Here is a 26,597-nt window from a genome sequence, read left to right as displayed (position 1 = left end):
GCGACGGATGCGACTCTCCCGACTTTCGCGCACGACGCTCGCCGTCGTGGCCGGCCTCATCCTCGTGATCGTGTACGTGCCGCTCGGCGTCGTGCTCGTGAACTCGTTCTCGACCTCGACGTCGCTCAGCTGGCCGCCGCCCGGCTTCACGCTCGAGTGGTGGCAGCGGGCGTTCCAGTCCGCGGGCGCGATGGAGGCCGTCGGCACGAGCGTGTTCGTCGCGGTCATCTCGACCGCGATCGCGCTGGTGCTCGGCACGCTCATCTCGTTCGCGCTGCAGCGGTTCGACTTCTTCGGCCGCCACACCGTGAACCTGCTCGTGATCCTGCCGATCGCGCTGCCCGGCATCATCACCGGTATCGCCCTGAACAACTTCTTCCGCACGATCATGGGCGTGCCACTGTCGATCTGGACGGTGATCATCGCGCACGCCACGTTCTGCATCGTGACCGTGTTCAACAACGTCATCGCGCGGCTGCGCCGCACCGGCACGAAGCTCGAGGAGGCGTCGGCCGACCTCGGCGCGGGCGTCTGGACCACCTTCCGGCTCGTGACCTTCCCGCAGCTCCGATCGGCGCTGCTGGCGGGCGGCCTGCTCGCGTTCGCGCTCTCGTTCGACGAGATCATCGTGACCACGTTCACCGCCGGGTCGGGCGTGACCACGTTGCCGATCTTCATCCTGAACAACATGTTCCGGCCGAGCCAGGCGCCGATCGTCTCGGTCATCGCGGTCGTGCTCGTGCTCGTGTCGATCATCCCGATCTGGCTCGCGCAGCGGCTGTCGGGCGACGAGCAGAAGCGCCGCTGACCGCGGGGGCGGAGCCGCGACCCCCACGCTCCGCCTCCGCCCGGGTGGAGAATGGGCGCATGGATGCCACGCCGACGTCGTCATTCTCCGCATCGCTGCCCGAGTGGCTGGTCGACGACCTGCCCCGGCTCGCGGCCGCACCGTTGCCCGACGACGCGGCGCGGATGTCGCTCGCGATCGAGCTCGCGGACCGGAACTGGCGGGCGGGCAGCGGCGGTCCGTTCGCCGCGCTGGTCGTCGACGCGGCATCCGGCGAACTCGTGTCGGCCGGGGTGAACCTCGTGCTCTCGAACGGGTTGAGCTCGCTGCACGCCGAGGTGACGGCGCTCTCGCTCGCGCAGCGGCGGCTCGGCCGGTGGGACCTCGGCGCCGGAGGCGCCGAACTCGAGCTCGTCGTCAACTGGGCGCCGTGCGTGATGTGCTACGGCGCGGCCATGTGGTCGGGCGTGCGCCGCCTCGTCATCGCCGGCGACGGCGAGGAGTGCGAACGGCTCACGGGATTCGACGAGGGACCCATGCCCGCCGACTGGAAGGGCGAGTTCGAGCGGCGCGGGATCCGCGTGCATTCGGGGGTGCGTCGCGGCGAGGCGATCGAGGTGTTCCGCGCGTTCGGCGCGTCGGACGCGGTCGTCTACAACGCGCGCGGCGCGACCGAGCGGTAGGCCCGGCCGCGCCGCGGTGGCGCGACTCGACGGTGGTCAGGTGTCGTGGCGGTCGTGGCCGCCGCGACGCCGAGCGCGACCGGGGCCGTGATCGTCGTGGTGACGGTCGCCGTCGTGGTGCACGTGGACGTGCACGTGGACGTCGTCGCGACGCCGTCCACGCCCGTGCCCGTGTCCGTGGCGGTGCCCGCGCCGGTGCACGTCGTGGCCGTGCTCGCAGGCATCGGCGTCATCACCGGGGCGGTGGTCGAGCGCCGACGGATGCCGCATCGGTCCGCCGTGGGGCGCCGCGACGGCCCAGGGCGGTGCGCCCCATCCGGTCGCGCCGCGCCGCATCCACGGCCTGCCGCCGAAGCCGCGGCGGAAGCCGGGCCCGCCTCGACGGCGACGCGGCTCGGGCGTCGACTCGTTCCAGCCGAGCTCGCGGGCGATCGCCTCGAGCGAGGCGGTCATCGTCGCGTACTCCTCCTCGGTGACGCTCGAGCGCACGCGGTCGCGGACGGCCCGCACGCGCTCGGTGAGCGCGTCGAGCACGTCGCGCCCGGTGTCGGTCAGCGTCCAGTCGCCCGGCTCGCCGACGATCCAGCCGCGCTCGACGAGGTCGTCGAGCTTGTGCGGCCGGGCGGCGAGACGTTCGGCGAGTCGCTCGTCGCGGACCTCGCCGGCGACGAGGTTGAGCCGGCGCCAGTCGCGCAGGCTCACGCCCTCGTCGGCGAGGGCGGCATCGACCTCGGCGGCGATGCGCCGCTCGACGACCTTCAGCCAGAAGCCGAGGGGGCGGACGCCGCCGGTCGGCGGCTCGTGCGCGCCGTGCGCGCCGTCGGCCCCGTCGGCCTCGCCGCGCCGGTCGTGGTGGTCGTGGTCTTCGTAGCTGTCGTGGGTGTTCATGGGAATCCTCTCGTGGCGACGGTGATGCGCTCACCGGCGGTGCATGTCGCATGACATGAATATGCACTATGACATGCAGTCACTTCACATGTCAAGTGACATGTAATCTGGACGCATGAGCGAACAGGACGGCGCGAACGGTCGGGGCGACGCGGTCGACCGCATCGAGCAGGCGCTCGCGTCGCTCAGGAGGGGCGGCCGACCGTCGTGGGGCGGCGGTCCGCACGGGCACGGCGGCGGCCACGCTCACGGCGCGGACGAGCCGCACCGCCACGGCGGTCCGTTCGGTGCGCCGTTCGGGCGCGGGGGGCCCGGCGGTCGCGGCGGTCCACGCGGCCCCTGGGAGTTCCGCGTCGGCCCGGTCGCCCGCGCACGGCTCCTGGCCATGCTCGACGCGGCGGACCGGCCGATGTCGGTGACCGAACTCGCCGGCGCGATCGGCGTCGACCAGCCCCGGGCGAGCCGACTCGTGCAGGCGGCGGTCGACGACGGGCTCGTGGTCCGCGAGGCCGATCCCGAGGATGCTCGTCGTACCCGCATCCGCATCACCGAGGAGGGTCGCGAGGCGGTGCACGCGGCGAACTCGAATCGGCGTCGCGCGATCGAGTCCGCGCTCGAGGGTTTCAGCGACGAGGACCGCGCACGCTTCGCGGACCTGCTGGGCCGGTTCGCGGACGGCCTTCGTCGAGCACATCCGCCGCACTCCTGACCCTGCTCATGTGAGCATGCCAGTGGCCGGCATCTGCACATTTGCGGGCACTGCGTGAACGTCTCGCGACAGGGGTTCCCGATCGACCGGGACCTCCATAGGCTGACGCCGTCCGGGGGTCAGGGTGGCCCCCTGGCGTGTGCCGGAGGTGCCGAGATGCAACGACCCGTCCAACGCCTGACCGTGGGGCTCACTGCGGCTGCCCTGCTGGGGGTGGGAATCGCGGTGCCGGCCGGTGCCGCGATCGCCGCAGAGGGAGACCCGACCGACCTCATCATCAGCGAATACGTCGAGGGGTCGTCCTTCAACAAGGCGGTCGAACTCTACAACCCGACCGACGCCGACGTGCCGCTCGCGGGCTACTCCCTCGAGGTCTACTTCAACGGCAGCGCGACCGCGACGTCCGGCGGCACCTTCGCACTGACGGGCACCGTCGCCGCCGGCGACGCCTTCGTCTTCGCCGACGAGGACCTCGGCGCGTATGCGGACCAGATCACGTCGAGCAGCCTGTGGAACGGCGACGACGCGATCGTCCTGAAGCACGACGGAGCCGTCGTCGACTCGCTCGGCGAGGTCGGATTCGACCCGGGCAGCGAGTGGGGTGCCGGCCTCACCTCGACCCAGGACAACACGATCCGACGCAACGCGAACGTCTGCGTCGGCGACGCCATCGTGGACGACGTGTTCGACCCGGCGATCGAGTGGACCGGATTCGCCGTGAACACCTTCGACGGCCTCGGCTCGCACACGGTCGCCTGTGGCGAGTCCGGCCCGCAGCCGTCCGTGATCAACGAGTTCTCCGCCTCGACCGCCGGTACCGACACCGAATACGTCGAGATCCTCGTGGAGCCGGGAACGGATGTCAGCGGCTACCGCGTCCTCGAGGTCGAGGGCGACTCGAACTCCTCGATGGGCGTCATCGACGAGGTCATCGCGCTCGAGCCGGCCGACGACAGCGGCCGCTCGCTCACCTGGCTGCCCGCGAACGCGCTCGAGAACGGCACGATCTCGTTGCTGCTCGTCAGCGGCTTCACCGGCGCGCTCGGGGACGACCTCGACGCCGACGACGACGGAGCCATCGACACGGCCGGATTCGAGATCCTCGACTCCATTGCCGTGAACGACGGCGGATCCGGCGACCTCGCGTACGGCGACACCGTCCTCACCGTCGGCTACGACGGTCTCTCCTTCGCTCCCGGCGGCGCGTCCCGGATCCCCGACGGCACCGACACGGGCTCGACGAACGACTGGGTCCGCAACGACTTCGACCGGGCCGGCATCCCCGGGTTCCCCGGCACCCTCATCGACGGTGAGGCGGCGAACACCCCGGGCGCGCGGAATTCGCTGAGCGTCGTCGTCGTGCCGCTGCCGCCGGCCGACTGCAACGCGGCCACGGTCACGATCGGCTCGGTGCAGGGCGCAGGCGACGCATCGCCGGTGGTCGGCTCGTCCGTCGAGATCGAGGGCGTCGTCGTCGGCGACTTCCAGGACGGCGGCTTCGACGGCTACTACCTGCAGGATGCCGGTGACGCCGACCCGGCCACCTCCGACGGCATCTTCGTCTACGTCCAGAACGGCCTGGACGTCGCCGAGGGCGACCTCGTGCACATCACCGGAACGGTGAGCGAGTACTTCGGCATGACCGAGATCACCGCAGCGTCCAACTCGATCTGCGAGTCCGGACTCGCGCTCCCGCCCGCCGCCGAACTGACCCTGCCGGCCACGCCGGAGGCGAAGGAGTCCCTCGAGGGCATGCACGTGACGCTCCCGCAGGATCTCGCGATCCTCGAGTTCTTCGAGTTCGGCCGCTACGGCACCGTGATGCTCGGCACCGATCGCCAGATGCAGCCGACCGCGGTGCACGAACCCGGAAGCGCAGAGGCGATCGCCCTCGCCGAGGAGAACGAGCTCAACCGCATCGGACTCGACGACGGTCGGAGCGCGGAGAACCCGGACCCCGCGATCCACCCGAACGGCGAGGAGTTCACCCTCGAGAACACCTTCCGCGGCGGCGACCTCGTCTCGGATGCCACCGGCGTGCTCGACTACCGCTTCGACACCTGGGCGATCCAGCCGACGCAGGGCGCCGGGTTCGAATCGGTCAACCCGCGCACGGACGTGCCCGAGGTCGGCGGCAACTTCACGGTCTCGAGCTTCAACGTCCTGAACTACTTCACGACGCTGGGCTCACGTGGTGCCGACACCGCCGAGGAGTTCGAGCGCCAGCAGGCGAAGATCGTCAGCGCGATCACGGAGATCGACGCCGACGTCGTCGGGCTCATCGAGATCGAGAACAACGGCACCGCGGTCCAGGCACTCACGGACGCGATCAACGCCGCCCTCGGCGAGGAGGTGTACGCCGCGATCGACACCGGGATCCTCGGGACCGACGTCATCACGACCGCGTTCATCTACAAGCCGGGCGCGGTGGAGCCGGTCGGCGACCACGCGGTGCTCGACAGCACCGTCGACCCCGACTTCGACGACGACCGCAACCGGCCGGCCCTCGCCCAGACGTTCGCCGACGTCGATTCGGGTGCCGAGGTCACCGTCGTCGTGAACCACCTCAAGTCGAAGGGCTCCGCCTGCGCCGAGGACCCCGACCAGGGCGACGGCCAGGGCAACTGCAACGGCGTGCGCACCCGCGCGGCCGAGGCCCTCGCCGAGTGGCTGGCCACCGGCCCGACCGGTGCAGAGCCGGGCCGCGACCTCATCATCGGCGACCTGAACGCCTACGACAAGGAGGACCCGATCCAGGCACTGACGGCAGCCGGCTACACCGACCTGCTGCTCCAGGAGCAGGGCGAGTTCGCCTATTCGTACGTCTTCGACGGCCAGCTCGGCTACCTCGACCACGCGCTCGCGGGCCCCGGCCTCGTGGCGCAGGTCACCGGGGCGTCGACGTGGTCGATCAACGCCGACGAGCCGAGCCTGATCGACTACGACATGACGTTCAAGAAGCCGGCACAGGACGCGCTCTACGCGCCCGACGCGTACCGCTCGAGCGACCACGACCCGGTGATCGTCGGGTTCGACTTCATCGCGCCCGAGCTCTCGGTGACGGTCGACCCGGAGCTGGTCTTCCCGCCGAACGCCAAGTGGCAGACCGTCGCGTTCGACATCGACGCGTCGGACGACTCCGGCGAGGTCGAGGTCGAACTGGTCGAGGCCACGGGCGAGGGTCACAAGGCCGACGTCGAGGTCGTCTCCACGACCGAGGCGCGCGTGCTCGCCCGCCAGGGCGCCGTGTACACGTTCCTGTTCGAGGCGACCGACCCGAGCGGCAACACCACCACGCAGGAGGTGACCGTCACGGTCGGACCGTAGTCCCGCCTCCGGAAACCCGACGGCGCGTCGCTCCCCTCCCCGGGGCGACGCGCCGTCGCCGTGTCCGGGCCGTTCTTCGCCCGGCGCCGTCGGCTACGCCCCCGACGTGGGACCCGCGGCCGCGACATCCGTCGCCCGCTGCGGCACGCGGACGAACAGCATGAGCACCAGCCCGGCGGCGAGCACGAGCACGATGCCGAGCACGCCCCAGTACGTCGCGCCGAAGATCACGATGAACGCCGACCACAGCATCGGCGAGAGGAAGCTCGCAGCGCGGCCCGTGGTCGCGTAGAGCCCGAAGATCTCGCTCTCGCGACCGGCCGGCGTGACCCGCGCGAGGAACGAGCGCGAGGCCGCCTGCGCGGGGCCGACGAACAGCGTGAGGATCAGGCCGAAGATCCAGAACGGCAGCTTGCCCGCATCGTGCAGGAAGAAGACGATGAGCCCGGCGGCCACGAGCCCGCCGAGCGCGGTGAGGATGACCGCGCGCGGACCGAACCGATCATCAAACCGGCCGGCGACGATGGTCGAGACGCCGGCGAGCAGGTTCGCGGCGATGCCGAAGATCATGACCTCGTTCGGGGTGAAGCGGAACGCGACCGCCGCGATCACGGCGCCGAACGCGAAGACGCCCGCGAGCCCGTCGCGGAACACCGCGCTGGCGAGGAGGAACCAGAACGTCGGCCGCGACTCGCGCCAGAGGCGCACGATGTCCTGCACCAGCACGCCGTAGCTGCGGAAGAACCCGACCCGTTCCCGACCCGCCGCCGGCGGCGCCTCGGGCACGTAGACGAGCACCGGCCACGCGAACACGACCGTCCACACCGCGCAGCCGACCGCGATGACCCGGTAGACGAGCCCGTCCTCGGTCGGCATCCCCCACCAGTCGAACGCCGTCGCGACCACCACGAGCACCAGTGCGACGATCCCGCCGAGGTAGCCGAGCCCCCAGCCGAGTCCCGACACCTTTCCGACCGTCTTCGGCGTCGAGACCTGCACGAGCATCGCGTTGTAGTTCACGCCCGCGATCTCGCCGAACACCGTGCCCGCCGCGATGAGCGAGACGCCGAGCACGAAGTACGACGCCGTCCCCTGCACGAAGAAGAGGCCGAGCATGCACGCCACGAGCGCGGCCGTCGCGCCGCCGAGCCAGAGCTTCCGGCGCCCCGCGACATCCGCTCGTTGACCGAGCACGGGTGCCAGCACGGCGATGAGGATGCCGGCGATCGTGATCGCCCAGCCGAGGCCGCTCGCGAGATCGGCGAGCGCGCGCTCGTAGGCCGGGTCGTCCTCGCCGAGCGCCGCGACCGCTGGGTCGAGGAACCAGTCGCTCGTGAGGTAGAGCGCCGTGAATACGAACGTGAGGATGACCGAGTTGAACGGCTGCGTCGCCCAGTCCCACAGCGCCCACGACCACACCTGTCGCTTCGGGACGACCCGCTCACCCTGCAGCTCGAGGCCCGTCACGGGGCGGAGTTCCGCGGTCGAGAGCGGGGGCGTGACGACGCCGGGCCGGGTCGGGTGCGGGGGTTCGGGCGACTGGGGCTGGTCGGTCATGGGCGAAGTCTTCCGACGTGGGGTGAACGGGCGGTGACGGCGCGCCCGGTCAGGGCCGATCCGCGTCGATCCCGTGCAGGCTAACGCCTCCGGCTCGGTGCGCGGTAGCCGGATGCCGTCGCGCCGCCGGTTCCCCCGGAAGCTCGCCTCAGGCGGCCGCCTCGGCGGCGCCCTCGCGCTTGATCGCCGACAGCTCGAACTCGAGCGTGATCTTCTCCGACACGAGCCATCCGCCCGAGTCGAGCGCCATGTTCCACTCCAGGCCGAACTCCCGACGGTCGATGCGCCGCGTGCCCTCGAAGCCGGCTCGGAGGGCGCCGAACGCGTCGGTCTCCACGCCGGTGAACTCGATCGGGATGGTGATCGGCTTCGTGACGTCGCGGATCGTCAGGTCGCCGGACACCACGAGCGCGTTGTCGGCGACCTCCTCGATCCGCGTGCTGCGGAACGTGATGTCGGGGTACTTCTCCACGTCGAAGAAGTCGGCGCTGCGCAGGTGCTCGTCGCGCTGCGCGTTGCGCGTGTCGATGCTCGCGACCTTGAGCACGATCTCGGCCTTCGACGCGTCCGGGTCGTCGAAGTCGACGTGCAGCGCGCCGGTGACGTCGTTGAAGGCGCCGCGGACGTTGGCCACCATCGCGTGCTTGGCCGAGAAGCCGATGCGCGTGTGAGCCGGGTCGAGGTCCCAGTCGCCGCTCAGGTCGGGTCCGGTGTCGGTCATGATCTCCCCAGGGTCGTTCACCAAAACTCCCACAGTCTCTCATCCCCCGGCTGGTCGGACGCTCCATGTGCGGTCGACGGGGCCGATCGGGCGCGATCCGCCCCGCCCGATCGGCCATCTCGTCAGCGTGTCACGTCGCCGACGAGCTCGGCGAAGAGCTCCTCCGCGTCGCACTCGAGCCGCTGCCGGGTGAACCACTCGCACACGTTCACGCAGTCGCGGTGCAGCAGGTCGAACCCGTTCGGGTTCGCGACGACGTCGACGACCTGCGGCAGGTCGATCGCGACGACCCGGTCCCGGTCGACGAGCAGGTTGTACGGCGAGAGGTCGCCGTGCGCGAGGCCGGCGTGCGCGAGCGTGCGCATGAATGCGGCGACCTGCTGGAAGATGTCGCGCAGTCCCTCCGGCGTCGTCCGCACCTGGGCGAGCCGCGGGGCGGCGACCCGCCCGTCGCCGATGAACTCCATGAGCACCTCGGTCTCGCCCACCTGGACCGGGTACGGCACGGCCGCACCCAGCTCGGTCAGGCGCGACAGCGCGGCGAACTCCGCGTACGCCCATTCGACGCGCGCGACCTCGCGCCCGTACGACGACGAGCGCTGGACCGCGCGAACGTCGCGGGAGCGGCGCGTGCCGCGCCCCTCGGTGTAGACCGCCGAGCGATGGAAGAGCCGGTTCTCCGCGCTGCGGTACCGCTTCGCGGCGAGCAGCACCGAATTGCCGGGCACGTCGGCAGGCGCGCCGGGCACGGCCCGCTCGATGAGCCACAGGTCGGCCTCCTTGCCCGTCTTCACGACGCCGAGCTCGGTGTCGATCGCCGCGGCGGAGGTGACGAGCCAGTCGGGCCGCGGCTGCGGCCCGCGCTCGCTGGGCTGGGTCGCCGGCCACGTGGACCAGCGTTGGTCCTCGCCCGGCTCGACGTCCGAGAAGGCGAGTGAGGCGGATGCCGCGCCGAAGGGCGCAGCGGATGCCGCGCGCGATCGCGCGGCGGAATCGTCGAGTGACGACAGCATGTTCACGGTGGTGTCTCCGAGATCGTGGAGGCCACCGTCGCGGATGCTAGCGGGCGGCCTCGCAGGGAAGGGTGTCTGCGATACGCGCGACAGGAACGGTGTTCATCGCTTCACTCCCTCCGGTCTCGGCCCGTTGCGGGCGTCGTGGGTCGCCCCGATCGGGCGACGGATGCCGCGTGGCGCGGCCCGCATGAGCATACGCCGCACCGCGGCATCCGTACAGGCTCTCAGTGGCACCAGTCGGAGGAGCCGCCGTTCTGGGTGAGCACGACCTCGCCGGTCTCGACGTCGACGACGGTCGTGAGCCGGCCGAGGAGGGATGGTGCGTTGGGATACCCGTCGGATTCCGCCCGCGCCGGCGCGGTCTCCACCGCGACCAGGCGGCCGTTCGGCGAGAGGCAGGTCGCGAGCCGCCGGCTGTCGCCGCCGGTCGCGTGGAGCACGACCGTCTCGACCTCGTCGACCCGGGCGAGGAGCGCCTCGGTCGCCACGGAGCCCGCACCGTCACCGGAGACGATGAGGACCTCGAGCAGGTGGGTCCCGTCGCCGTCGAGCTGCACGACGCGTCCCGGGTAGGCCCGGTCGGGCAGCTCGGCGGACGGCAGGACGTTCTCGCGGGTCTCGCCGGTCGCGAGCTCGAGGACCGTCCCGCGGTCTGGATCCGCCAGGATCAGCTCGGTCGTCCCGGGCAGGATGCCGCGGAGCTCGGTGTGGGTTCCCAACGGCTGCGCGGGCGAGAGGCCGAGCGCGTCCGCGAGGAAGACCGCGCCGTCCGGGTCGTGCACCACGATCGACGTCGTTCCAGGGACGAACACCCAGTCGCTCACGGACACCGGAGCGCCGTCGGGACCGAGGACCGGCACGGGTTCGGCAGTCGCCCCGGAGACGTCGAGCGTGTACAGGACGCTCTGCGAGCCCGCCTCCGCCCCGGCGTCCGCGGGGTTGAACGTGAAGGCGACGAGCGGTCGGGTGGTCGACCCGCCGATCGAGTTCACGGTTCCCGGCTCGGGCAGCGCGACCGTCTGGGTCGTGTCCCCGATCCCGGCGACGCGCAGCGTGTTCGCGCCGTCGTCCTCGATCGCCACGCCGACGACGACGTCGCCGGTGTGGGCGAACGACCGGAGGCGAGGCGCCTCCAGCACGTCGTCCGGGGTCGGGTCGCCCACGTACGAGCGCCGGACCACATCGGGTCGCCCCTCGGGACTGCGGCGGACGAGGGTGTGCACCGGTTCGTCCGCCGTGGTGAACCGGTACTCGATCGTCGCCGCCGTCGGCTGGGCCGTGCCGACCACGCCGTCGATCGTCACCGTGTACGCCTCGTCGTACGGCAGTGGTTCCTCGAACGACACGATGAGCCGGTCGCCGTCGATCTCGAGCGCCGCGGGTTCGCTCGGCGTCACCTCGACGTGTCCGGTGACCCGTTCGACGGGCTGGTTGAGCTCGATCACGAGTCGCGAGCCGGCGAGCTTCGTGGCACGTTCGACGTCGATGGCCGCGTCCGTCACCTTCGGTCCCTGCGCGAGCGACGCGGCGCCGAGGATCACGGATGCCCCGGCGAGCAGGCCGATCGTCGCGGTGAGGCCGCGACGGAACCGGGCTGCACCCGCACGTCGCGACCCGCCCGGGTCGCGCGGACGCCGGGGATCAGTAGACATACGGCTGCTCCGGTTCGTCGGTCGCCCCCACCGTGCCGGGGACGAGCACCAGGCCGTCCCGGTCGACCGGATCGGCGGCGAGTTCGCCGGTGCCGACGACCCAGTCGTCGACCGCGAACCGCTCCTTCCAGCCCGGCAGGTGGACCGGAACGCCGACCGGCTGGGCGTCGATCGCGCAGTGCGTGATCTTGAACCGCGTGATGTAGAAGCTGTCGTCGGGGTCGCCGGGAACCGGGGAGACGAACCCGGCGAGCTCGAGCTCGATCCCGCCGAACTCGGCCGGGTCGTCGAACTGGTTCGCGATCAACGCCCAGTCCGAGAGGTCGAACGTCGACGGATCCGCCCCGGCGAGGCTCGGTGCGTCGGCGGCGAGTTCGGCGGCGGTGACCTCGACGTCGCGGTCCATCGCGGTGCGTGCGGTGAGCGTCGCGGGCGGGAGGACGAGCAGCGCGACGGTCGCCCCTGCGACGACGACGATCGCCGACGCGGTGGCAGTCCGCCGTCGGGCGGGTGCCGCGCGCACGGCACGCGATTCGGGCTCGTGATCGCGGTGGTCGGGCCCGTGATCGTCGTGGTCGTGGTGGTCGTCCCGTGCAGGCGCGAGTGCGAGCGCGGCCAGCGCGAGGATGCCGCCGATGAGCGTCATGATCACCGTGAAGCCCGAGGAGTCGGGGTTGATGTACAACCCGAGCTGGCCGGTGGCCGCGAGCCACAGCGTTGCGACGACGGAGACGAGCGTGAGCGCGACGCCCTTCCAGCGGGACACGAGGTTATGCAGCAAGGTTCACCGCCAGCCCGAGTGCGGCGCTCGCGAGCGCGACGATCGTGGTCAGCTGCACGAGCGTGCGAGTGGTGAACGTCGTGCGCATGAGCGCCAGCATCTTCACGTCGACCATCGGTCCGAAGACGAGGAACGCGACGATCGCGCCGGGCATGAAGGTCGACCCGAACGCCAGGACGAAGAACGCGTCGACGTTCGAGCACAGTGCGACGACGAAGGCGAGGAGCATGAGTGCGAACACGCTCAGCACCGGGTTCTGGCCGAGCGTGATCAGGATGTCGCGCGAGACCGCGACCTGGATGAACCCGGCGATCGCCGACCCCACGAACAGCGCGGGGAGCATCGCCGACGTCTCATCGACGAACATGCGCGCGCCGCGTCGCGGCTTCGCCGAGGCATCCGCATGTTCGCGGGCGCATGCCGCCTGGAACGCCGGCGTGAGCAGCGAGGTCGGGTCGGGGTGCCGGCTGAACACCCAACCGACGAGGTTCGCGATGACGAAGCCGCCGACGATGCGCCAGACGAGGATGCCGTCCTGCCATCCGAAGGCCTGGTAGGTCGTGATGATCGTGACCGGGTTCAGGATCGGCGCCGCGAGGAGGAAGGTCATCGACTCGCCGACCGTGAGCCCGCGCTGGAGGAGCCCGCGCGCGAGCGGCACGTTCCCGCACTCGCAGACCGGCAACAGGATGCCGAGGAGCGAGATGACGGCGCGCCGCACGACGCCGTTGGTCGGCAGCCGTCGCACGAGGAAGTCCGGCGGCAGCCAGAGCTGCACGGCGATGGAGAGCACGATGCCGAGGAAGACGAACGGGAGGCTCTCGATCACGACGCTGGCCGAGAGCGTGACGAAGTCCTGGACGGCGTCGGAGAGCGCGTCGCTGCGGTCGTCCGCCGTCACGATGCGGATCGCCGCGAACAGCGCGACCGCCGCGATGCCGATCGTGAGCCCGATCGTTCCGAGCGGCCGGCGGGACGGCCGGACAGGCTCGATCCGGGCGCGGCGGCCCCTGGTCGTCGGAGAGGTCATCGTTCCTGGGCGGGTCGGGGTCGGGGTCGGGGGTCGGGAGGGGTCGCGGCCGGAGCCGCGGCTCGGGCCGCGCTGCGGCTCAGGCTCGCGCGGCGGCGGCTTCGTCGTCTTCGGTCGCGACGAGCTGCCCGCAGGCGCCGTCGATCTCCTTGCCGCGGGTGTCGCGGATGGTGGTCGGGATGCCCGCGTCGGAGAGGCGGCGCACGAACTCGTGCTGCACGTCGACCTCCGAGGCCGTCCAGATGGAGCCGGGGGTCGGGTTCAGCGGGATCGGGTTGACGTGCACCCAGCCGCGCCCGCGCTCGTTGAGCTTCTCGGCGAGCAGGTCGGCGCGCCATCCGTGGTCGTTCATGTCCTTGATGAGCGCGTACTCGATCGACACGCGTCGGCCGGTCTTCTCGAAGTACTCGCGCGCGGCGTCGAGCGCCTCGTCGACCTTCCACCTCGAGTTCACGGGGATGAGCTCGTCGCGCAGGCCGTCGTCGGGCGCGTGGAGGCTGAGCGCGAAGGTGACGGGCACGTGCTCGTCGGCGAGCTTGCGGATGGCGGGGACGAGCCCGACCGTCGAGACGGTGATGTTGCGGGCCGACATGCCGAGGCCGTTCGGCGCGGGCGCCGCCATCGTGCGGACCGCGCGCATGAGCCGGGCGTAGTTCGCCAGCGGCTCGCCCATGCCCATGAAGACGATGTTCGAGACGCGCTCGGGCGTGCCGTCGTCGGCGCGCTTGCCGTGCAGGGCGCCGGAGGCGATCACGCGGTTCGCCTCGACGACCTGGGCGAGGATCTCGGCCGCCGACATGTTGCGTGTGAGCCCGGCCTGGCCGGTCGCGCAGAACGGGCAGTTCATGCCGCAGCCGGCCTGGCTCGAGACGCACAGCGTGATGCGGCCCGGGTAGCGCATGAGCACCGACTCGACGAGGGCGCCGTCGTGCAGCTTCCAGAGGAACTTGATCGTGTCGCCGCGGTCGGTCTCGAGTCGCTTCACCTCGGTGAGGAGCGGGGGCAGGAGGCCGGCGACGAGTTCCTCGCGACCCTCGGCCGGGAGGTCGGTCATCTCGGCGGGGTCGCTCGTCCAGCGCGTGAACCAGTGTCGCGCGACCTGCTTCAGCCGGAACGCCGGGACGCCGAGCTCGTCGGCCTTCGCCTTCCACTCCTCGGGAGCGAGGTCGGCGAGGTGGGCGGGCGGCTTGCCGCGCTTGGGCGACGCGAACTGCAGCAGCGGGCGGCCGTCGGCGTCCTTGGCCTGCTTCCAGCCCTCGGTCTTCGGGCGGACCTGTCGGATCCCGGTGGAGCGCGGCGGGGTCGACCGGCCCCGATCGGCGGGCATGGTGCTCTCGGGCGCGTCGGTCGGCATGGTCCAAGGGTACGCGTCGACGTCCGGGCATCGGCTGGACGCCGGGCGCGGGGCGGGTCAGCTCGCCGGCCTCGACGAGACTGCGCAGCGACCCGCCCGGGACCCGTCGCCTACGGCGTGGTCCAGGTGGCCGGCGGCTTCTGCTGGTCGTACAGCCAGGTCTGGAAGAACGCCTCGAGATCCTGCCCCGAGACCTCTTCGTAGATCGCCTGGAAGTCGTCGGCGGTGCCCGACGAGTCGTCGAAGCGCTCGACCCAGAGTCGGGCCGCCTCGAAGAACGCCTCGTCGCCGATCTCGACGCGCAGGGCGTGCAGCGTCGCGGCGCCCCGGTTGTAGACCTGGCCGGCGAAGAGCCCGAGGGGCCCGGGGTCGCCGATCTGGAAGTCCCAGTACGCCTGGTTGCGCGCCGGCGCATACCAGTTGTCGTACGACTGCTGCGCCGTCCGGATGCCGCGCTCCTCGTTCCACATCCAGGTCGCGTACGTCGCCCAGCCCTCGTTGAGCCAGATGTCCTGCCAGCGCTCGGGGCTCACGGCGTTGCCGAACCACTGGTGCGCGGCCTCGTGCGCGACCGTCCCCTCGCTCGCCTGCGATGAGTACACCGGCCGGGTCTGCGTCTCGAGGGCGTAGCCGACCGAGTCGTTGTCGACGATCGAGCCGTAGGCCACGAACGGGTAGGGGCCGAACTTCTCCTCGAAGAAGTCGATCATGTCCGCCTGCCATCCGAGGCTCGCGTTCGTCGTCGCGAGGCGCGTCGGGCTGAGCTTGGTGTCGACCGCGTCGATGATCGGCACGCCGCTCGCCGAGGTGTAGGCGTCGCGCAGGTCGAAGTCGCCGACCGAGGCCGTGGTCAGGTAGCTGGCCTGCTGGTCCGGGGCGTCCCAGTACCAGGTGGTCCAGCCGTCGGCGGTCTCCTCGGGCTTCGGCTGGATACCGTTCGCGACCGCGACCTTGCCCTCGGGCACCGTGATCTCGAACGAGTACGTCGCCTTGTCGGTCTGGTGGTCGCTGACCGGGTACCACGTCATCGAACCCTCGGGTTCGCTGACGACCATCGCACCGTCGCGCTGGGTCACCCAGCCGTAGAGCGCGCCCTCGACGTCGAGGGGGCGAGTCGTCGTGCCGCCGTACTCGACGACGACCTGCACGTGCTGACCGGCCTTGAGCTTCGGCCGCGGCTGCACGGTGAGCTCCCAGACGCGCGCCGCGTCGTCCTGCACGTGCCAGTACGCCTGGCCGTCGACCTCGGCCCCCGCGACGGGCGGGGCGACGGATGCCGCCGGCGTGCCGTTCACGCTCAGCGCGTGCACGTCCATTCCGCGCAGGTCGAGGTTGAACCGGTCGAGGTCCTGCGTCGCGACGAGGTCGATCGTGGCGACGCCCTCGAACTCGCCCTCGACCGGGGCGGGTGAGGGGGCCGGGGGCGTGTACGTGATGTCGAGGTCGTAGTGCTCGACGTCGTACCCGCCGTTGCCCGCGTACGGGAAGTACTCGTCGCCGACGCCCGATGCGCCCGCGGTGTACCGCGATTCGCCCGGCTTGCCGGGTGCTGCGGAGGCTCCTGCTGCCCCCAGCGCACCCAGTGCCAATGTCGCGACGGCGACGCCGCCCACCCACTTCCTCGTGTACCCGCTCATCGTGTCCCCTTCGCACTCGTGATCGAACTCTAGGGGGCGGCCGGTTGCTCTGGTACCCCTCGCCCACTCGCACCGCCGTCCCCCGCCGCCCGGGCCGGCGGGCGTCGGCTTGCCGTTTCCGCCGGGTGCCCCGCGACGATTCCCGGCGGAAGTGGCAACGCGGCGGTCACCGCACGCGAATGCCGTGCCATCCGCGGGCTCGCAGGGCGCGCTCGAGCTGGTCGAGCGCCCGTGCCGGCGGCAGCAGGCGGCCGACGCGGATCACGATCCATCCGTCGGCGGCCAGGTCGTTGAGCCGCTCGACGTCGCGGTGGAACTGGACCTCATCCGCCCGGTGCTGCTCCCCGTCGTACTCGAGCAGCACCCCGAACTGCCGGAACACGAGGTCGCCGTACGCGGTCCACCCCGCGCCGAGCCGGATCGGCGCATTCAGCTCGGGCTCGGGGAACCCCGCGCGGACCACCCGCAGCCGCAGGCGCGTCTCCCGTCGCGACGCCGATCCGGGGCGGATGTCGCCGCGCGCCGCGCGCAGACGCCTCGCCCCGTGACGGGCCCCGAACCGCTCGATCGCAGCGTCGATCTCGTCGAGCGTGACGAGCGGCGAACGCCATCCCACGAGCCGGTCGCCGGCCGACACGAGGTCGTCGTGGCCGAGGCTCGCGGCGAGCTGGCACCATGCGTCGCCAGGGGCGACGAGCGGGAGTCCGGCGAGGTGCGTCGTGCGGATGCCGCTGCCGAGCCGATGGCCGACGACCCCCGCGACGCGGGGCTGGCGGAGCGGCGCCGGCGCGGACACGTGGAGCGGCAGCGCTCCCAGGCTCGGCAACGGCAGGCCCCAGAGCCCTGCTGCCGTCTCGTGGCTGAAGACATGGCGCTCCGGCATCCGCTCGACGTACGCGCGACAGAGGTCGAGCAGGCCGACCGGCCGAGCGGCGACACGCACGCCGCGGAACGGGGCGGACAGGTCGCGAGCCCCGAGGCGGCCGCGAGTGACACCGAGTTCTGCGGCGCGCCGCACGTGGAACGGTCGCGACCGGAGCTCGTGCGGGAGCGGAGCGGGTGGTCTCATGCCCGTCACGCCAGCCCACGTGGGCGCGTCGTGCGCGACATCCGCCCGCCCCGGTGAATCTCGAGCTCACGGACCCCGGTGTGGAGGAGCACTCGCCCTGCGGCCGCGGCCGACGCGCGGTGCCACTTCCGCCGGGAACTCGCGCCCCGTTCCCGGCGCAATCGGCAATCCGCGCGGGGGAGAAGCGCGGGGCTGGGCGGCGGAGGGGGGAGGCGGGAGGAAGGGGAGGAGGGGCACCGGCGGGCAGGAATACTGGGAGAGCGCCGAGAGTTGAGTCAAGTACGCTCAAGTTCAGCGGGCTCGACTTGACATCGATTCGGGCGGGTTCGACACTTGAGTCGGCGAGGCTCAAGTCTCGCCGATCACTGACTTCGGCCGCGGGCGGGGAACGCCGGGCCGATCGCCGGGGGCCACTTCCGCGAGCCCCTCGGCAGAAGGAGATACACACATGTCACGTGCAGTCGGAATCGACCTCGGCACCACCAACTCGGTCGTCAGCGTCCTGGAGGGCGGCGAGCCCGTCGTCATCGCGAACGCCGAGGGCTTCCGCACCACCCCCTCGGTGGTCGCATTCACCAAGGACGGCGAGGTGCTCGTCGGCGAGACCGCCAAGCGCCAGGCCGTGACCAACGTCGACCGCACCATCTCGTCGGTCAAGCGCCACATGGGCACCGACTGGAAGTCGTCCGCGATCGACGGCAAGGAGTACACGCCGCAGGAGATCTCGGCGCGCATCCTCCAGAAGCTCAAGCGCGACGCCGAGCAGTACCTCGGCGACACCGTCACCGACGCGGTCATCACCGTTCCGGCGTACTTCAACGACGCCGAGCGCCAGGCCACGAAGGAGGCCGGCGAGATCGCGGGCCTCAACGTCCTGCGCATCATCAACGAGCCCACCGCCGCGGCGCTCGCCTACGGCCTCGACAAGGGCAAGGAGGACGAGCTCATCCTCGTCTTCGACCTCGGTGGCGGCACGTTCGACGTCTCGCTCCTCGAGGTGGGCAAGGACGACGACTTCTCGACCATCCAGGTCCGCGCGACCGCCGGCGACAACCGCCTCGGCGGCGACGACTGGGACCAGCGCATCGTCGAGCACCTGATCAAGCGCTTCAAGGACACCACGGGCGTCGACGTCTCGAAGGACAAGATCGCCCTGCAGCGCCTCAAGGAGGCCGCGGAGCAGGCCAAGAAGGAGCTCAGCTCCTCGATGAGCACCAGCCTCCAGCTGCCCTACCTCTCGCTCACCGAGTCGGGTCCGGCCAATCTCGACGAGACGCTCACGCGCGCGCAGTTCGAGAACATGACCTCCGACCTGCTCGACCGCACCAAGAAGCCGTTCGAGGACGTCATCCGCGAGGCCGGCATCAAGCTGTCCGACATCGCGCACGTCGTGCTCGTCGGCGGTTCGACCCGCATGCCCGCGGTCTCCGAGCTCGTCAAGAAGGAGACCGGCAAGGAGCCCAACAAGGGCGTGAACCCCGACGAGGTCGTCGCCGTGGGCGCCGCCCTGCAGGCGGGCGTCCTCAAGGGCGAGCGCAAGGACGTGCTGCTCATCGACGTCACCCCCCTGAGCCTCGGCATCGAGACCAAGGGCGGCATCATGACCAAGCTGATCGAGCGCAACACGGCCATCCCGACCAAGCGCAGCGAGACCTTCACGACCGCCGACGACAACCAGCCGTCGGTCGCGATCCAGGTCTTCCAGGGCGAGCGCGAGTTCACGCGCGACAACAAGCCGCTCGGCACGTTCGAGCTGACGGGCATCGCCCCGGCGCCCCGCGGCATCCCGCAGATCGAGGTCACCTTCGACATCGACGCGAACGGCATCGTGCACGTGTCCGCCAAGGACAAGGGCACCGGCAAGGAGCAGTCGATGACGATCTCGGGCGGCTCGGCCCTCCCCAAGGAGGACGTCGAGCGCATGGTCCGCGACGCCGAGGAGCACGCGGCCGAGGACAAGAAGCGCCGCGAGTCCGCCGAGACGCGCAACCAGGCCGAGCAGCTCGCCTACTCGGTCGAGAAGCTGATCAAGGAGAACGAGGACAAGCTGCCCGCCGACGTGAAGTCCGAGGTGCAGGGCGACGTCGACGCGCTGAAGTCGGCCCTCGCGGGCGACGACGACGACGCGGTGAAGTCGGCGTTCGAGAAGCTCTCGCAGTCGCAGGGCAAGCTCGGCGAGGCGATCTACGCACAGGGCCAGCAGGCGGATGCCTCCGCCGCCGGCGCGAACCCCGGCGAGGACGCGACCGCGTCGGGCGCCGAGGGTGCCGAGTCCTCCGACGAGGACGTCGTCGACGCCGAGGTCATCGATGACGAGGACGAGAAGAAGTAGCCATGACGGACGAGAACCAGAACCACGACGAGCCGATCATCCGCGACAAGCGACGGATCGACCCCGAGACGGGTGAGGTTCGCCAGCCGCAGGCCGAGGGGGCGGATGCCGCGGCATCCGCCTCCCCGGAGGCCGCCGACGCGGAGGCCCCCGATGCGGGGGCCGCCGACGCCGCCGACGCCGACACGGTCGCCGAGGGCGACGAGGAGCTGACGGTCGACGACATCCTCAATGCGGCGCAGGCCGAGGTCGAGGACCCGTCGGCGGAGCACCTCGCCGACCTCAAGCGGGTCACCGCCGAGTACGCGAACTACCGCAAGCGCACCGAGGCGAACCGCGAGGTCGAGCGCGAGCGCGCGATCGGCGCGACGGTCGCGGTGCTCCTGCCGGTGCTCGACGACCTGGACCGGGCCGAGAAGCACGGCGACCTCGAGGGGGACACCCCGTTCGTGACGATCGCGGCGAAGCTGCGCGCGTCGGTCGAGAAGCTGGGCCTCGCGAAGTTCGGCGAGGTCGGCGAGCCGTTCGACCCGCAGCGTCACGAGGCGATCTTCCAGCAGCACTCCGACGAGGTCGAGGTCGACACGGTCGCCGACGTCGTCGAGACCGGGTACCTGCTCGGCGGCACGCTGCTGCGCGCCGCGAAGGTCGTCGTCAAGACCCCCGCGTGACCCTCCCGGGCCGGTTCGCGGCATCCGTGTTCACCAGCGGATGCCGCGGGCCGGCCCTCCACGGTTCCCAGTAGATTCAGCAGGAAGGAGGCGCCGATGGCCAGCCAGGATTGGTTCGACAAGGACTTCTACGCCACGCTCGGCGTCTCGAAGGACGCGAGCGACGCCGACATCAAGAAGGCGTACCGCAAGCTCGCGCGCAAGTACCACCCCGACCAGAACCCGGGGGATGCCGCGGCCGAGGCGAAGTTCAAGGAGATCAGCGAGGCGAACTCCGTGCTCTCCGATCCCGAGGAGCGCAAGGAGTACGACGCGGTCCGCGCGATGGGCGGCGGCGCGCGCTTCACCGCGCCGGGCGGGGCCGGTGCAGGAGGCTTCGAGGACGTCTTCGGTGGCATGTTCGGTCAGCAGGGGGCCGGAGGGACGCGCTACACCTTCCGCCAGGGCGGCGGAGGCGGCGACTACGACGACCTGCTCGGCGGACTGTTCGGCGGTGGGCGGTTCGGCCAGCCCACCGGCGGCTACCGGGGCTACGGCGGCCCGACCAAGGGTCGCGACGTGGCCGCGTCGACCACGCTCGACTTCGTCACGGCGACCAAGGGCGATCGGATCACGCTGCAGACCGCTGAGGGGCGGGAGATCAGCGTCAACGTGCCCGCCGGCGTCGCGGACGGACAGAAGATCCGGCTCCGCGGCAAGGGCCATCCGTCGCCCGACGGCGGCGAGGCCGGTGACATCGTGCTCACCGTGAAGGTGCGCAAGCACCCGGTGTTCGAGCGCGACGGCCTGAACCTGCGCGTCACGGTGCCGGTGACGTACGCCGAGGCCGCGCTGGGCGCGACCATCCAGGTTCCGACCCTCGGCGGCGAACCGGTCAAGCTGCGCGTCGCTCCCGGCACGCCCAGCGGGCGCGTGCTCCGCGTGAAGGGCCGCGGGGTCGAGACGAAGAAGGGCACCGGAGACCTGCTCGCGATCGTGCAGGTCGCGGTGCCGGCGCACCTGTCGAAGGACGCCGAGGAGAAGCTGCGCGAGTTCGCGGCGCAGCTCCCCGACGAGAACCCCCGCGACGACCTGCTCGCGAAGGCCCGGAGCGCCTGATGCAGGTCGACGGCGAGAGCCCGCTGTTCGTCATCTCGGTCGCGGCCGAGCTGGCGGGCATGCACCCGCAGACGCTCCGCCAGTACGACCGCATGGGGCTGGTCTCGCCCAAGCGCACCGCGGGCAAGTCCCGCCGCTACTCGATGCGCGACGTCGCGCAGTTGCGCGAGATCCAGCAGCTCTCGAGCGAGGGCGTGAGCCTCGAGGGCATCCGCCGGGTGCTCGGGCTCGAGAACGAGGTGAACGAGCTGCGCCAGCGAGTGCGCGAGCTCGAGCGGGCGCTCGCCGACGAGATGCTGAACCGTCCGGGGCGCCGCGTGTTCGCGGCGGGCTCCGAGGGGGAGGTCGTCACGCTGCGCTCGGGCACGCGCGTGCGCCGCGAGAACGCCGTCGTCGTCTGGCGCCCCCTCGAGCGCGACTGAGCTCCCGGCTCCCTCCCCCCGGCTGATGCTCGCCACCGAGCGGGCGCCTGTGCGAGGCTGTGCCTAGCGCTCGGGCGGCACGGGCGCGCGTGCGTTTCGGGGGAGGCGACGATGACGGATGACTCTGACGTGGCGCCGCTTCCACCGCCCACCCCGCAACAGCTCCTGCTGCTCCTCATCCCGGCGCTCGTCATCGGCGCGCTCTGTGCGCTGGTGCTGCGTGCGCTCGAGGTCGCGGCCGGCGCGCTGCAGGGCGTGCTCTGGACGACCCTGCCCGACGCGCTGGGCGTCGATCCCGACGGCTGGTGGATCGTCGTGGTGCTCACCGCGACCGGGTTCGCGGTGGGCCTCGGGCTCCAGTTCCTGCCGGGCCACGGCGGACCGGACTCCGCCACGACCGAACTCGTCTCTGAGCCGCTGAAGCTCCGCACGCTGCCCGGGCTCGTCATCGTCACCGGGCTCGCGCTCGCGGGCGGGGTGAGCCTCGGCCCCGAGAACCCGATCATCGCCATCAACGTGGCCCTGACCGTCGCGCTGCTCGGACGGATGATGCCGCGCGTCGGCGCCCGACTCGGGATGCTGATGGCCGCGGCCGGCACGATCGGCGCGCTGTTCGGCTCGCCGGTCGCCGCGGCGCTGCTCTTCACGGGTACGCTCGCCGCGGTGCGCGGCGGCGGCGCCCTGTGGGACAAGCTCTTCCTGCCGCTCGCCGCCGCGGCCGCCGCCGCGGGAACGATGCACGTCCTGGGCGCACCGCCGCTCCAGTTCACGCTGCCGACGGCACCCACGACGCCGATGCTCCTCCTCGCCGGCATCGTGATCGCGTGCGTCGCGGCCGTGCTGGGGCTCGTGGGCGCGTACGCCTTCCCCGTCGTGCACCGGCTCTTCCATGCCCTCCGGCAGCCGCTGCTCATCGCGACCGCGGGCGGCCTGGTGCTCGGGCTGCTCGGCCTCATCGGCGGCCCGATCACCCTGTTCAAGGGCCTCGACCAGATGGCCGAGCTGTTCGAGGATCCCGACGCCTACGACGCCGGCGAGCTCGTCGTGATCGTCCTGGTGAAGCTGGTCGCGCTCATCGTGGCGGCGAGCGCCGCGTTCCGCGGCGGCCGGGTGTTCCCGGCGGCCTTCATCGGCGCCGCGCTCGGCATCCTCGCGCACACCCTGGTCCCGTCCCTGCCGATCGCGTTGTGCGTGGCGAGCGCGCTGATCGGCATCCTGCTGGTGGTCGCCAGGGACGGATGGCTCGCGCTCTTCGTCGCCGCCGCCGTCGCGGGCGACCTGGCGCTCCTGCCGTGGCTCTGCGTGGTCATCCTGCCCGCATGGCTGCTCGTCTCGAGGGCGCCCGAGTTCCGGATCGTGCCGAAGCCGGCGTCGCCGAGTGCGGACGCTGCGACGGCGACGGAGTCCGGGTCCTCCGAGCGGCCGCCGACGGCCTGACGATCAGTCGCGAGCGGCCGGCACCGGCGCGATCTCGCCGAGCAGCCGTTCGACGCGCGCGCGGATCTCGTCGCGCACGCGTCGGACGCCGTCCTGGTCGAGTTCCGCGGGGTCGTCGAGGCGCCAGTCGAGGTATCGCTTGCCGGGGTAGACGGGGCAGGCGTCGCCGCACCCCATCGTGATGACGGCGTCGGCCGCGCGCACGACGTCGTCGGTGAGCGGCTTCGGGAACTCCTCGCCGAGGTCGATGCCCTGCTCGGCCATGACCGCGACGACGGACGGGAGGATGCCGGCGCCCGGCTCCGACCCGGCCGAGCGGACGTGCACGCGGCCCGCGCCGAGCTCGCGCGTGAGCGCGGCCGCCATTTGGGAGCGGCCGGAGTTCTGCACGCACACGTAGAGCACCTCGGGCACGGGCTTGGGGATGGCGCCCTTCGCCTGCGCGAGCGCGGTGAGGCGTTCGTTCGCGAACCGGGTGGCGAGGCTCGGCAGGTGCACCGAGACCTTCGCGGTGCGCGCGAGCGCGGTGTAGGACTCGAACACGGTCCGCTCCACGGTCTCGGCGTTCACGATGCCGTCGTAGTGGGAGGCGAGCCGCTCGGCGCTGCGGTGCAGGACCGACTGCGGGTCGTCGAGGGTGAGCTGCCCCCCGCGCGTGCTCATGCGCGTGCGGCTTCGGAAAGGATCTCGCCGAGCAGTTCCTCGATGCGGCGGCGGATCTCGTCGCGGATGGGGCGGACGGCGTCGATGCCCTGGCCGGCCGGGTCGTCGAGCTCCCAGTCCTCGTAGCGCTTGCCGGGGAAGATCGGGCACGCGTCGCCGCAGCCCATGGTGATCACGACGTCGGATTCGCGCACGGCCTCGGTGGTGAGCACCTTCGGCGTGTTGCCGGCGATGTCGATGCCCTCTTCGGCCATCGCCTGGACGGCGACCGGGTTGATCCGGTCCTTCGGCGCCGAGCCGGCCGAAAGCACCTCGACGCGGTCGCCGCCGAGCTCCCGCAGGTAGCCTGCGGCCATCTGGGACCGTCCGGCGTTGTGCACGCAGACGAACAGGACGGTGGGCTTGTCGGACATCGGGACCTCGCTTCGCTCGAACTCCCTAAAGCATAGATGGAGATCTATGCATTGTCGAGCGCGCACTCAGGCCAGGCTCGCGATGAGCTCGCGCACCCGCCGATCGATGTCGTCGCGGATGCCGCGGACGTCGCCGAGCGGCCGGCCGACCGGGTCGTCGAGCTCCCAGTCCTCGTAGCGCTTGCCCGGGTAGACGGGGCACGCGTCGCCGCACCCCATGGTGATCACCACGTCGGCCGCGCGGACGACCTCGTCGGTGAGCGGCTTCGGGTAGGCGCCGCCGACGGGCACGCCGATCTCGTCGAGCACGCCGACGACGGCGGCCGACACGGCGTCGGCGGGCTCCGACCCGGCCGTGCGCACGTGCACCCGGTCGCCCGCGAGGTGCCGCAGGATGGCCGCGGCCATCTGCGAGCGGCCGGCGTTCTGCACGCACACGAAGAGCACCTCGGGCGCGGTCCCGCCCGACTCCGGCGACTGCGCTGCGAGGGCGGCGAGCCGTTCGGCGGCGAACTCCGCGGCGCGCGACGTGAACCGCTTCGAGACGCCCGTCCGCTCGGCGAGGAGGTCGCGGCTCTCGCGGACGTACCGCTCGACCGTCTCGCGGCCGAACGTGCCCGCGAACCGCGTCGCGAGGTCGTCGACGACGCGCTCGATCGCGGCCTCGTCGTCGGGGCGCGAGTCGGCCGTGGGCATGTCGAGCAGTTCGGTCACGCGATCGAGGTGATCGGGTGCGACCGAGTACCAGGCACGGCGCCCGTCGGGCCGGCGTACGAGCACCCCGTCGTCGAGCAGCGCCTTCGCGTGGTGCGACACGGTCGGCTGCCGGAGGCCGAGCTCGTCGGCGAGCTCCGTCACGGTCGCGCGGCCGTCGGGGCTCGCGATGATGAGCGAGAGCATCCGCGCCCGGGTGGGGTCGGCGATCAGCGCCAGGCCGCCGGCCGCGGCATCCGCCCCACCCTTGTGCATAGACGACAGTCTATGCAATCGAGCGGACGTCTCGGCCCGCCCCCGGACTCAGCAGCAGCCGTTCGATCCGTCGAGGCTGGTCGAGCAGACGCCGGTCGCGGGCAGCTCGAGCTGCACCTTCGCGGCTCCGGCGGCGTCGCCCGCGAGCCAGGCGGAGATCGAGCGCACCTGCTCGTAGCCGGTCGCGAGCAGGAACGTCGGGGCGCGCCCGTAGCTCTTCATGCCGACGAGGAAGAAGCCGTCCTCGGGCTGGCGGAGCTCGGCGAAGCCGTGCGGCTCGACCGTGCCGCAGGTGTGCACGTTCGGGTCGATGAGCGGCGCCAGGCGCTTCGGCGCCTCGACGATGTCGTCGAGCTCGAGCCGGACCTCGCGGAGCAGGTCGAGGTCGGGGCGGAAGCCCGTCGCGTTCACGATGAGGTCGGCGTCGTGCTCGACGAGCTCGCCGGCGCGCGAGCCGACGACGCGTACGCCGCCGTCGGCGGCGCGGCCCAGCCGGACGATCTCGAACCGGTCGAGCACCTCGATGCGCCCCGCGTGCACGAGGTCGTCGACGCGGCGCCCGATCGAGGCGCGGGCGGGGAGCCCGTCGTCGTCGGAGGTCGTGACGCGGACGGCCGAGGCGTTGCGGATGGCCCAGGTGATCCGCGTCTCCGGCTCGTCCCGCGCGAGCGCGGCGAGGGCGAGCAGCGTGTTCGCGGCCGAGTGCCCGGCGCCCACGACCGTCACGCGGCGGCCCGCGAAGCGGGCGCGGTCGCGTCCGAGCACGTCGGGGAGGGCGTGCGTCACCGAGTCCGCGACCTCGTCGAGCCCGAGGGGATCCAGGCCGTTCGAGCCGAGCCGGTTGGGCGTGCGCCAGGTGCCCGACGCGTCGATGACGGCGCGCGCCGCGACATCCTCCACCTCGCCGGATGCCTCGCGCACGCGCAGCACGAACGGCGTCGCCGCGCGCCCGGCCGTGCGGGTCCGGTCCATGCCCTCGCGGGCCACGGCGGTCACGACGACGCCGAGCCGGATGCGCGACGCGAGCGGCTCGAGGGCGGCGAGCGGCTCGAGGTACTGCTCGACGAGCTCGGCGCCGGTGGGCAGTCGATCCTCGTCGGGGTGCTCCCATCCGGCCGCCTCGAGCAGGCGGCGCGACGCGGGATCGACGAGGACGCGCCACGGCGAGAACAGCCGGATGTGGCCCCACTCGTGCACGCTCGCGCCGACCCGGTCGCCGGCCTCGTAGACCACGACGTCGATGCCCCGCTCGAGCAGCTCGGCCGCGGCCGCCAGGCCGATCGGACCGGCGCCGATGACCGCGACGGGGAGGGTGTCGAGACGCTCGGAGCGCGTCGCGGGGCGGGTGAGGTCGAGCAGGGTCATGGCGGGCCTTTCGTGG

The 26,597-nt window shown here is 71.8% G+C and carries 23 protein-coding genes; 9 read left to right on the top strand and 14 right to left on the bottom strand.

The window, feature by feature from the left end; genetic code table 11:
- The first annotated feature begins 7 nt into the window (after positions 1-7).
- Together ACFVHK_RS01315 and ACFVHK_RS01310 are read left to right on the top strand one after the other, a co-directional pair.
- Positions 8-808 carry an ABC transporter permease gene (locus tag ACFVHK_RS01315; RefSeq protein WP_129234572.1) on the top strand — a complete coding sequence of 267 codons (801 nt, stop codon included), beginning with the start codon at positions 8-10 and terminating at the stop codon, positions 806-808.
- Between the two features lie 59 nt (positions 809-867).
- Positions 868-1,470, top strand: a complete 603-nt coding sequence (locus ACFVHK_RS01310) for a nucleoside deaminase (protein ID WP_376927239.1) — start codon at positions 868-870, stop codon at positions 1,468-1,470.
- A 36-nt stretch (positions 1,471-1,506) separates the two neighbouring features.
- Here the strand turns inward: ACFVHK_RS01310 and ACFVHK_RS01305 are convergent, their stop codons facing one another.
- Positions 1,507-2,358, bottom strand: coding sequence for a MarR family winged helix-turn-helix transcriptional regulator (locus tag ACFVHK_RS01305; protein ID WP_376927238.1), 852 nt, complete (start codon positions 2,356-2,358; stop codon positions 1,507-1,509).
- Between the two features lie 115 nt (positions 2,359-2,473).
- Between ACFVHK_RS01305 and ACFVHK_RS01300 the strand changes: the two genes are divergently transcribed.
- On the top strand, positions 2,474-3,067 hold the full coding sequence (locus tag ACFVHK_RS01300; RefSeq protein ID WP_376927237.1) for a MarR family winged helix-turn-helix transcriptional regulator: 594 nt from the start codon (positions 2,474-2,476) through the stop codon (positions 3,065-3,067).
- Positions 3,068-3,223: 156 nt separating this feature from the next.
- Complete coding sequence (locus ACFVHK_RS01295) at positions 3,224-6,394, top strand: ExeM/NucH family extracellular endonuclease (RefSeq protein ID WP_376927236.1); 3,171 nt, start codon at positions 3,224-3,226, stop codon at positions 6,392-6,394.
- A gap of 93 nt (positions 6,395-6,487) precedes the next feature.
- On the opposite strand, the gene ACFVHK_RS01290 is transcribed toward ACFVHK_RS01295, so the two are convergent.
- From ACFVHK_RS01290 to ACFVHK_RS01250, 9 genes are all read right to left on the bottom strand, one after another.
- The gene (locus ACFVHK_RS01290) at positions 6,488-7,951 is read right to left on the bottom strand and encodes an MFS transporter (RefSeq protein ID WP_376927235.1); all 1,464 of its coding nucleotides are present in this window, start codon (positions 7,949-7,951) and stop codon (positions 6,488-6,490) included.
- A gap of 148 nt (positions 7,952-8,099) precedes the next feature.
- Positions 8,100-8,672, bottom strand: a complete 573-nt coding sequence (locus ACFVHK_RS01285; protein ID WP_376927234.1) for a YceI family protein — start codon at positions 8,670-8,672, stop codon at positions 8,100-8,102.
- Between the two features lie 122 nt (positions 8,673-8,794).
- Positions 8,795-9,685: a serine protein kinase RIO gene (locus ACFVHK_RS01280; protein ID WP_376927233.1), complete on the bottom strand. Its 891-nt coding sequence runs from the start codon at positions 9,683-9,685 to the stop codon at positions 8,795-8,797.
- A gap of 227 nt (positions 9,686-9,912) precedes the next feature.
- Positions 9,913-11,340: a hypothetical protein gene (locus ACFVHK_RS01275; RefSeq protein WP_376927232.1), complete on the bottom strand. Its 1,428-nt coding sequence runs from the start codon at positions 11,338-11,340 to the stop codon at positions 9,913-9,915.
- Positions 11,330-12,106: a TIGR03943 family putative permease subunit gene (locus ACFVHK_RS01270; protein ID WP_376927231.1), complete on the bottom strand. Its 777-nt coding sequence runs from the start codon at positions 12,104-12,106 to the stop codon at positions 11,330-11,332. The genes ACFVHK_RS01275 and ACFVHK_RS01270 overlap by 11 nt, the downstream gene beginning before the upstream one ends.
- A 4-nt stretch (positions 12,107-12,110) precedes the next feature.
- The gene (locus ACFVHK_RS01265; RefSeq protein ID WP_376927230.1) at positions 12,111-13,151 is read right to left on the bottom strand and encodes a permease; all 1,041 of its coding nucleotides are present in this window, start codon (positions 13,149-13,151) and stop codon (positions 12,111-12,113) included.
- Between the two features lie 79 nt (positions 13,152-13,230).
- The gene (rlmN, locus tag ACFVHK_RS01260) at positions 13,231-14,505 is read right to left on the bottom strand and encodes a 23S rRNA (adenine(2503)-C(2))-methyltransferase RlmN (RefSeq protein WP_376927229.1); all 1,275 of its coding nucleotides are present in this window, start codon (positions 14,503-14,505) and stop codon (positions 13,231-13,233) included.
- Positions 14,506-14,615: 110 nt separating this feature from the next.
- Entirely contained in the window at positions 14,616-16,142 is a 1,527-nt protein-coding gene (locus tag ACFVHK_RS01255) for a M1 family metallopeptidase (RefSeq protein ID WP_376927228.1), read from the bottom strand.
- A gap of 166 nt (positions 16,143-16,308) precedes the next feature.
- Positions 16,309-17,211: a hypothetical protein gene (locus ACFVHK_RS01250; protein WP_376927227.1), complete on the bottom strand. Its 903-nt coding sequence runs from the start codon at positions 17,209-17,211 to the stop codon at positions 16,309-16,311.
- A gap of 448 nt (positions 17,212-17,659) precedes the next feature.
- Between ACFVHK_RS01250 and dnaK the strand changes: the two genes are divergently transcribed.
- From dnaK to ACFVHK_RS01225, 5 genes are all read left to right on the top strand, one after another.
- Positions 17,660-19,543: a molecular chaperone DnaK gene (gene dnaK, locus ACFVHK_RS01245; protein ID WP_376927226.1), complete on the top strand. Its 1,884-nt coding sequence runs from the start codon at positions 17,660-17,662 to the stop codon at positions 19,541-19,543.
- A 2-nt stretch (positions 19,544-19,545) separates the two neighbouring features.
- Complete coding sequence (locus ACFVHK_RS01240; RefSeq protein WP_376927225.1) at positions 19,546-20,214, top strand: nucleotide exchange factor GrpE; 669 nt, start codon at positions 19,546-19,548, stop codon at positions 20,212-20,214.
- A gap of 96 nt (positions 20,215-20,310) precedes the next feature.
- On the top strand, positions 20,311-21,312 hold the full coding sequence (locus ACFVHK_RS01235; protein ID WP_129233783.1) for a DnaJ C-terminal domain-containing protein: 1,002 nt from the start codon (positions 20,311-20,313) through the stop codon (positions 21,310-21,312).
- Positions 21,312-21,734, top strand: a complete 423-nt coding sequence (locus ACFVHK_RS01230; protein ID WP_129233784.1) for a heat shock protein transcriptional repressor HspR — start codon at positions 21,312-21,314, stop codon at positions 21,732-21,734. The genes ACFVHK_RS01235 and ACFVHK_RS01230 overlap by 1 nt, the downstream gene beginning before the upstream one ends.
- A gap of 111 nt (positions 21,735-21,845) precedes the next feature.
- Positions 21,846-23,171: an ion channel protein gene (locus ACFVHK_RS01225; protein ID WP_376927224.1), complete on the top strand. Its 1,326-nt coding sequence runs from the start codon at positions 21,846-21,848 to the stop codon at positions 23,169-23,171.
- Positions 23,172-23,174: 3 nt separating this feature from the next.
- On the opposite strand, the gene ACFVHK_RS01220 is transcribed toward ACFVHK_RS01225, so the two are convergent.
- The 4 genes from ACFVHK_RS01220 to ACFVHK_RS01205 form a co-directional block, all read right to left on the bottom strand.
- Positions 23,175-23,834 carry an arsenate reductase ArsC gene (locus ACFVHK_RS01220; protein ID WP_376927223.1) on the bottom strand — a complete coding sequence of 220 codons (660 nt, stop codon included), beginning with the start codon at positions 23,832-23,834 and terminating at the stop codon, positions 23,175-23,177.
- Positions 23,831-24,247, bottom strand: coding sequence for an arsenate reductase ArsC (locus tag ACFVHK_RS01215; RefSeq protein ID WP_376927222.1), 417 nt, complete (start codon positions 24,245-24,247; stop codon positions 23,831-23,833). Before ACFVHK_RS01215 ends, ACFVHK_RS01220 begins: the two co-directional genes overlap by 4 nt.
- Before the next feature lie 66 nt (positions 24,248-24,313).
- On the bottom strand, positions 24,314-25,216 hold the full coding sequence (locus ACFVHK_RS01210) for a metalloregulator ArsR/SmtB family transcription factor (RefSeq protein WP_376927221.1): 903 nt from the start codon (positions 25,214-25,216) through the stop codon (positions 24,314-24,316).
- 48 nt (positions 25,217-25,264) lie between these two features.
- Positions 25,265-26,581, bottom strand: coding sequence for an FAD-dependent oxidoreductase (locus tag ACFVHK_RS01205; protein WP_376927220.1), 1,317 nt, complete (start codon positions 26,579-26,581; stop codon positions 25,265-25,267).
- Positions 26,582-26,597: the final 16 nt, after the last annotated feature.

The organism is Agromyces binzhouensis (assembly GCF_042672355.1).
In the GTDB taxonomy this organism is placed as follows: domain Bacteria; phylum Actinomycetota; class Actinomycetes; order Actinomycetales; family Microbacteriaceae; genus Agromyces; species Agromyces binzhouensis.
Note: the sequence above shows the minus strand (reverse complement) of the source record. Positions and strands in the feature narration are given on the sequence as shown.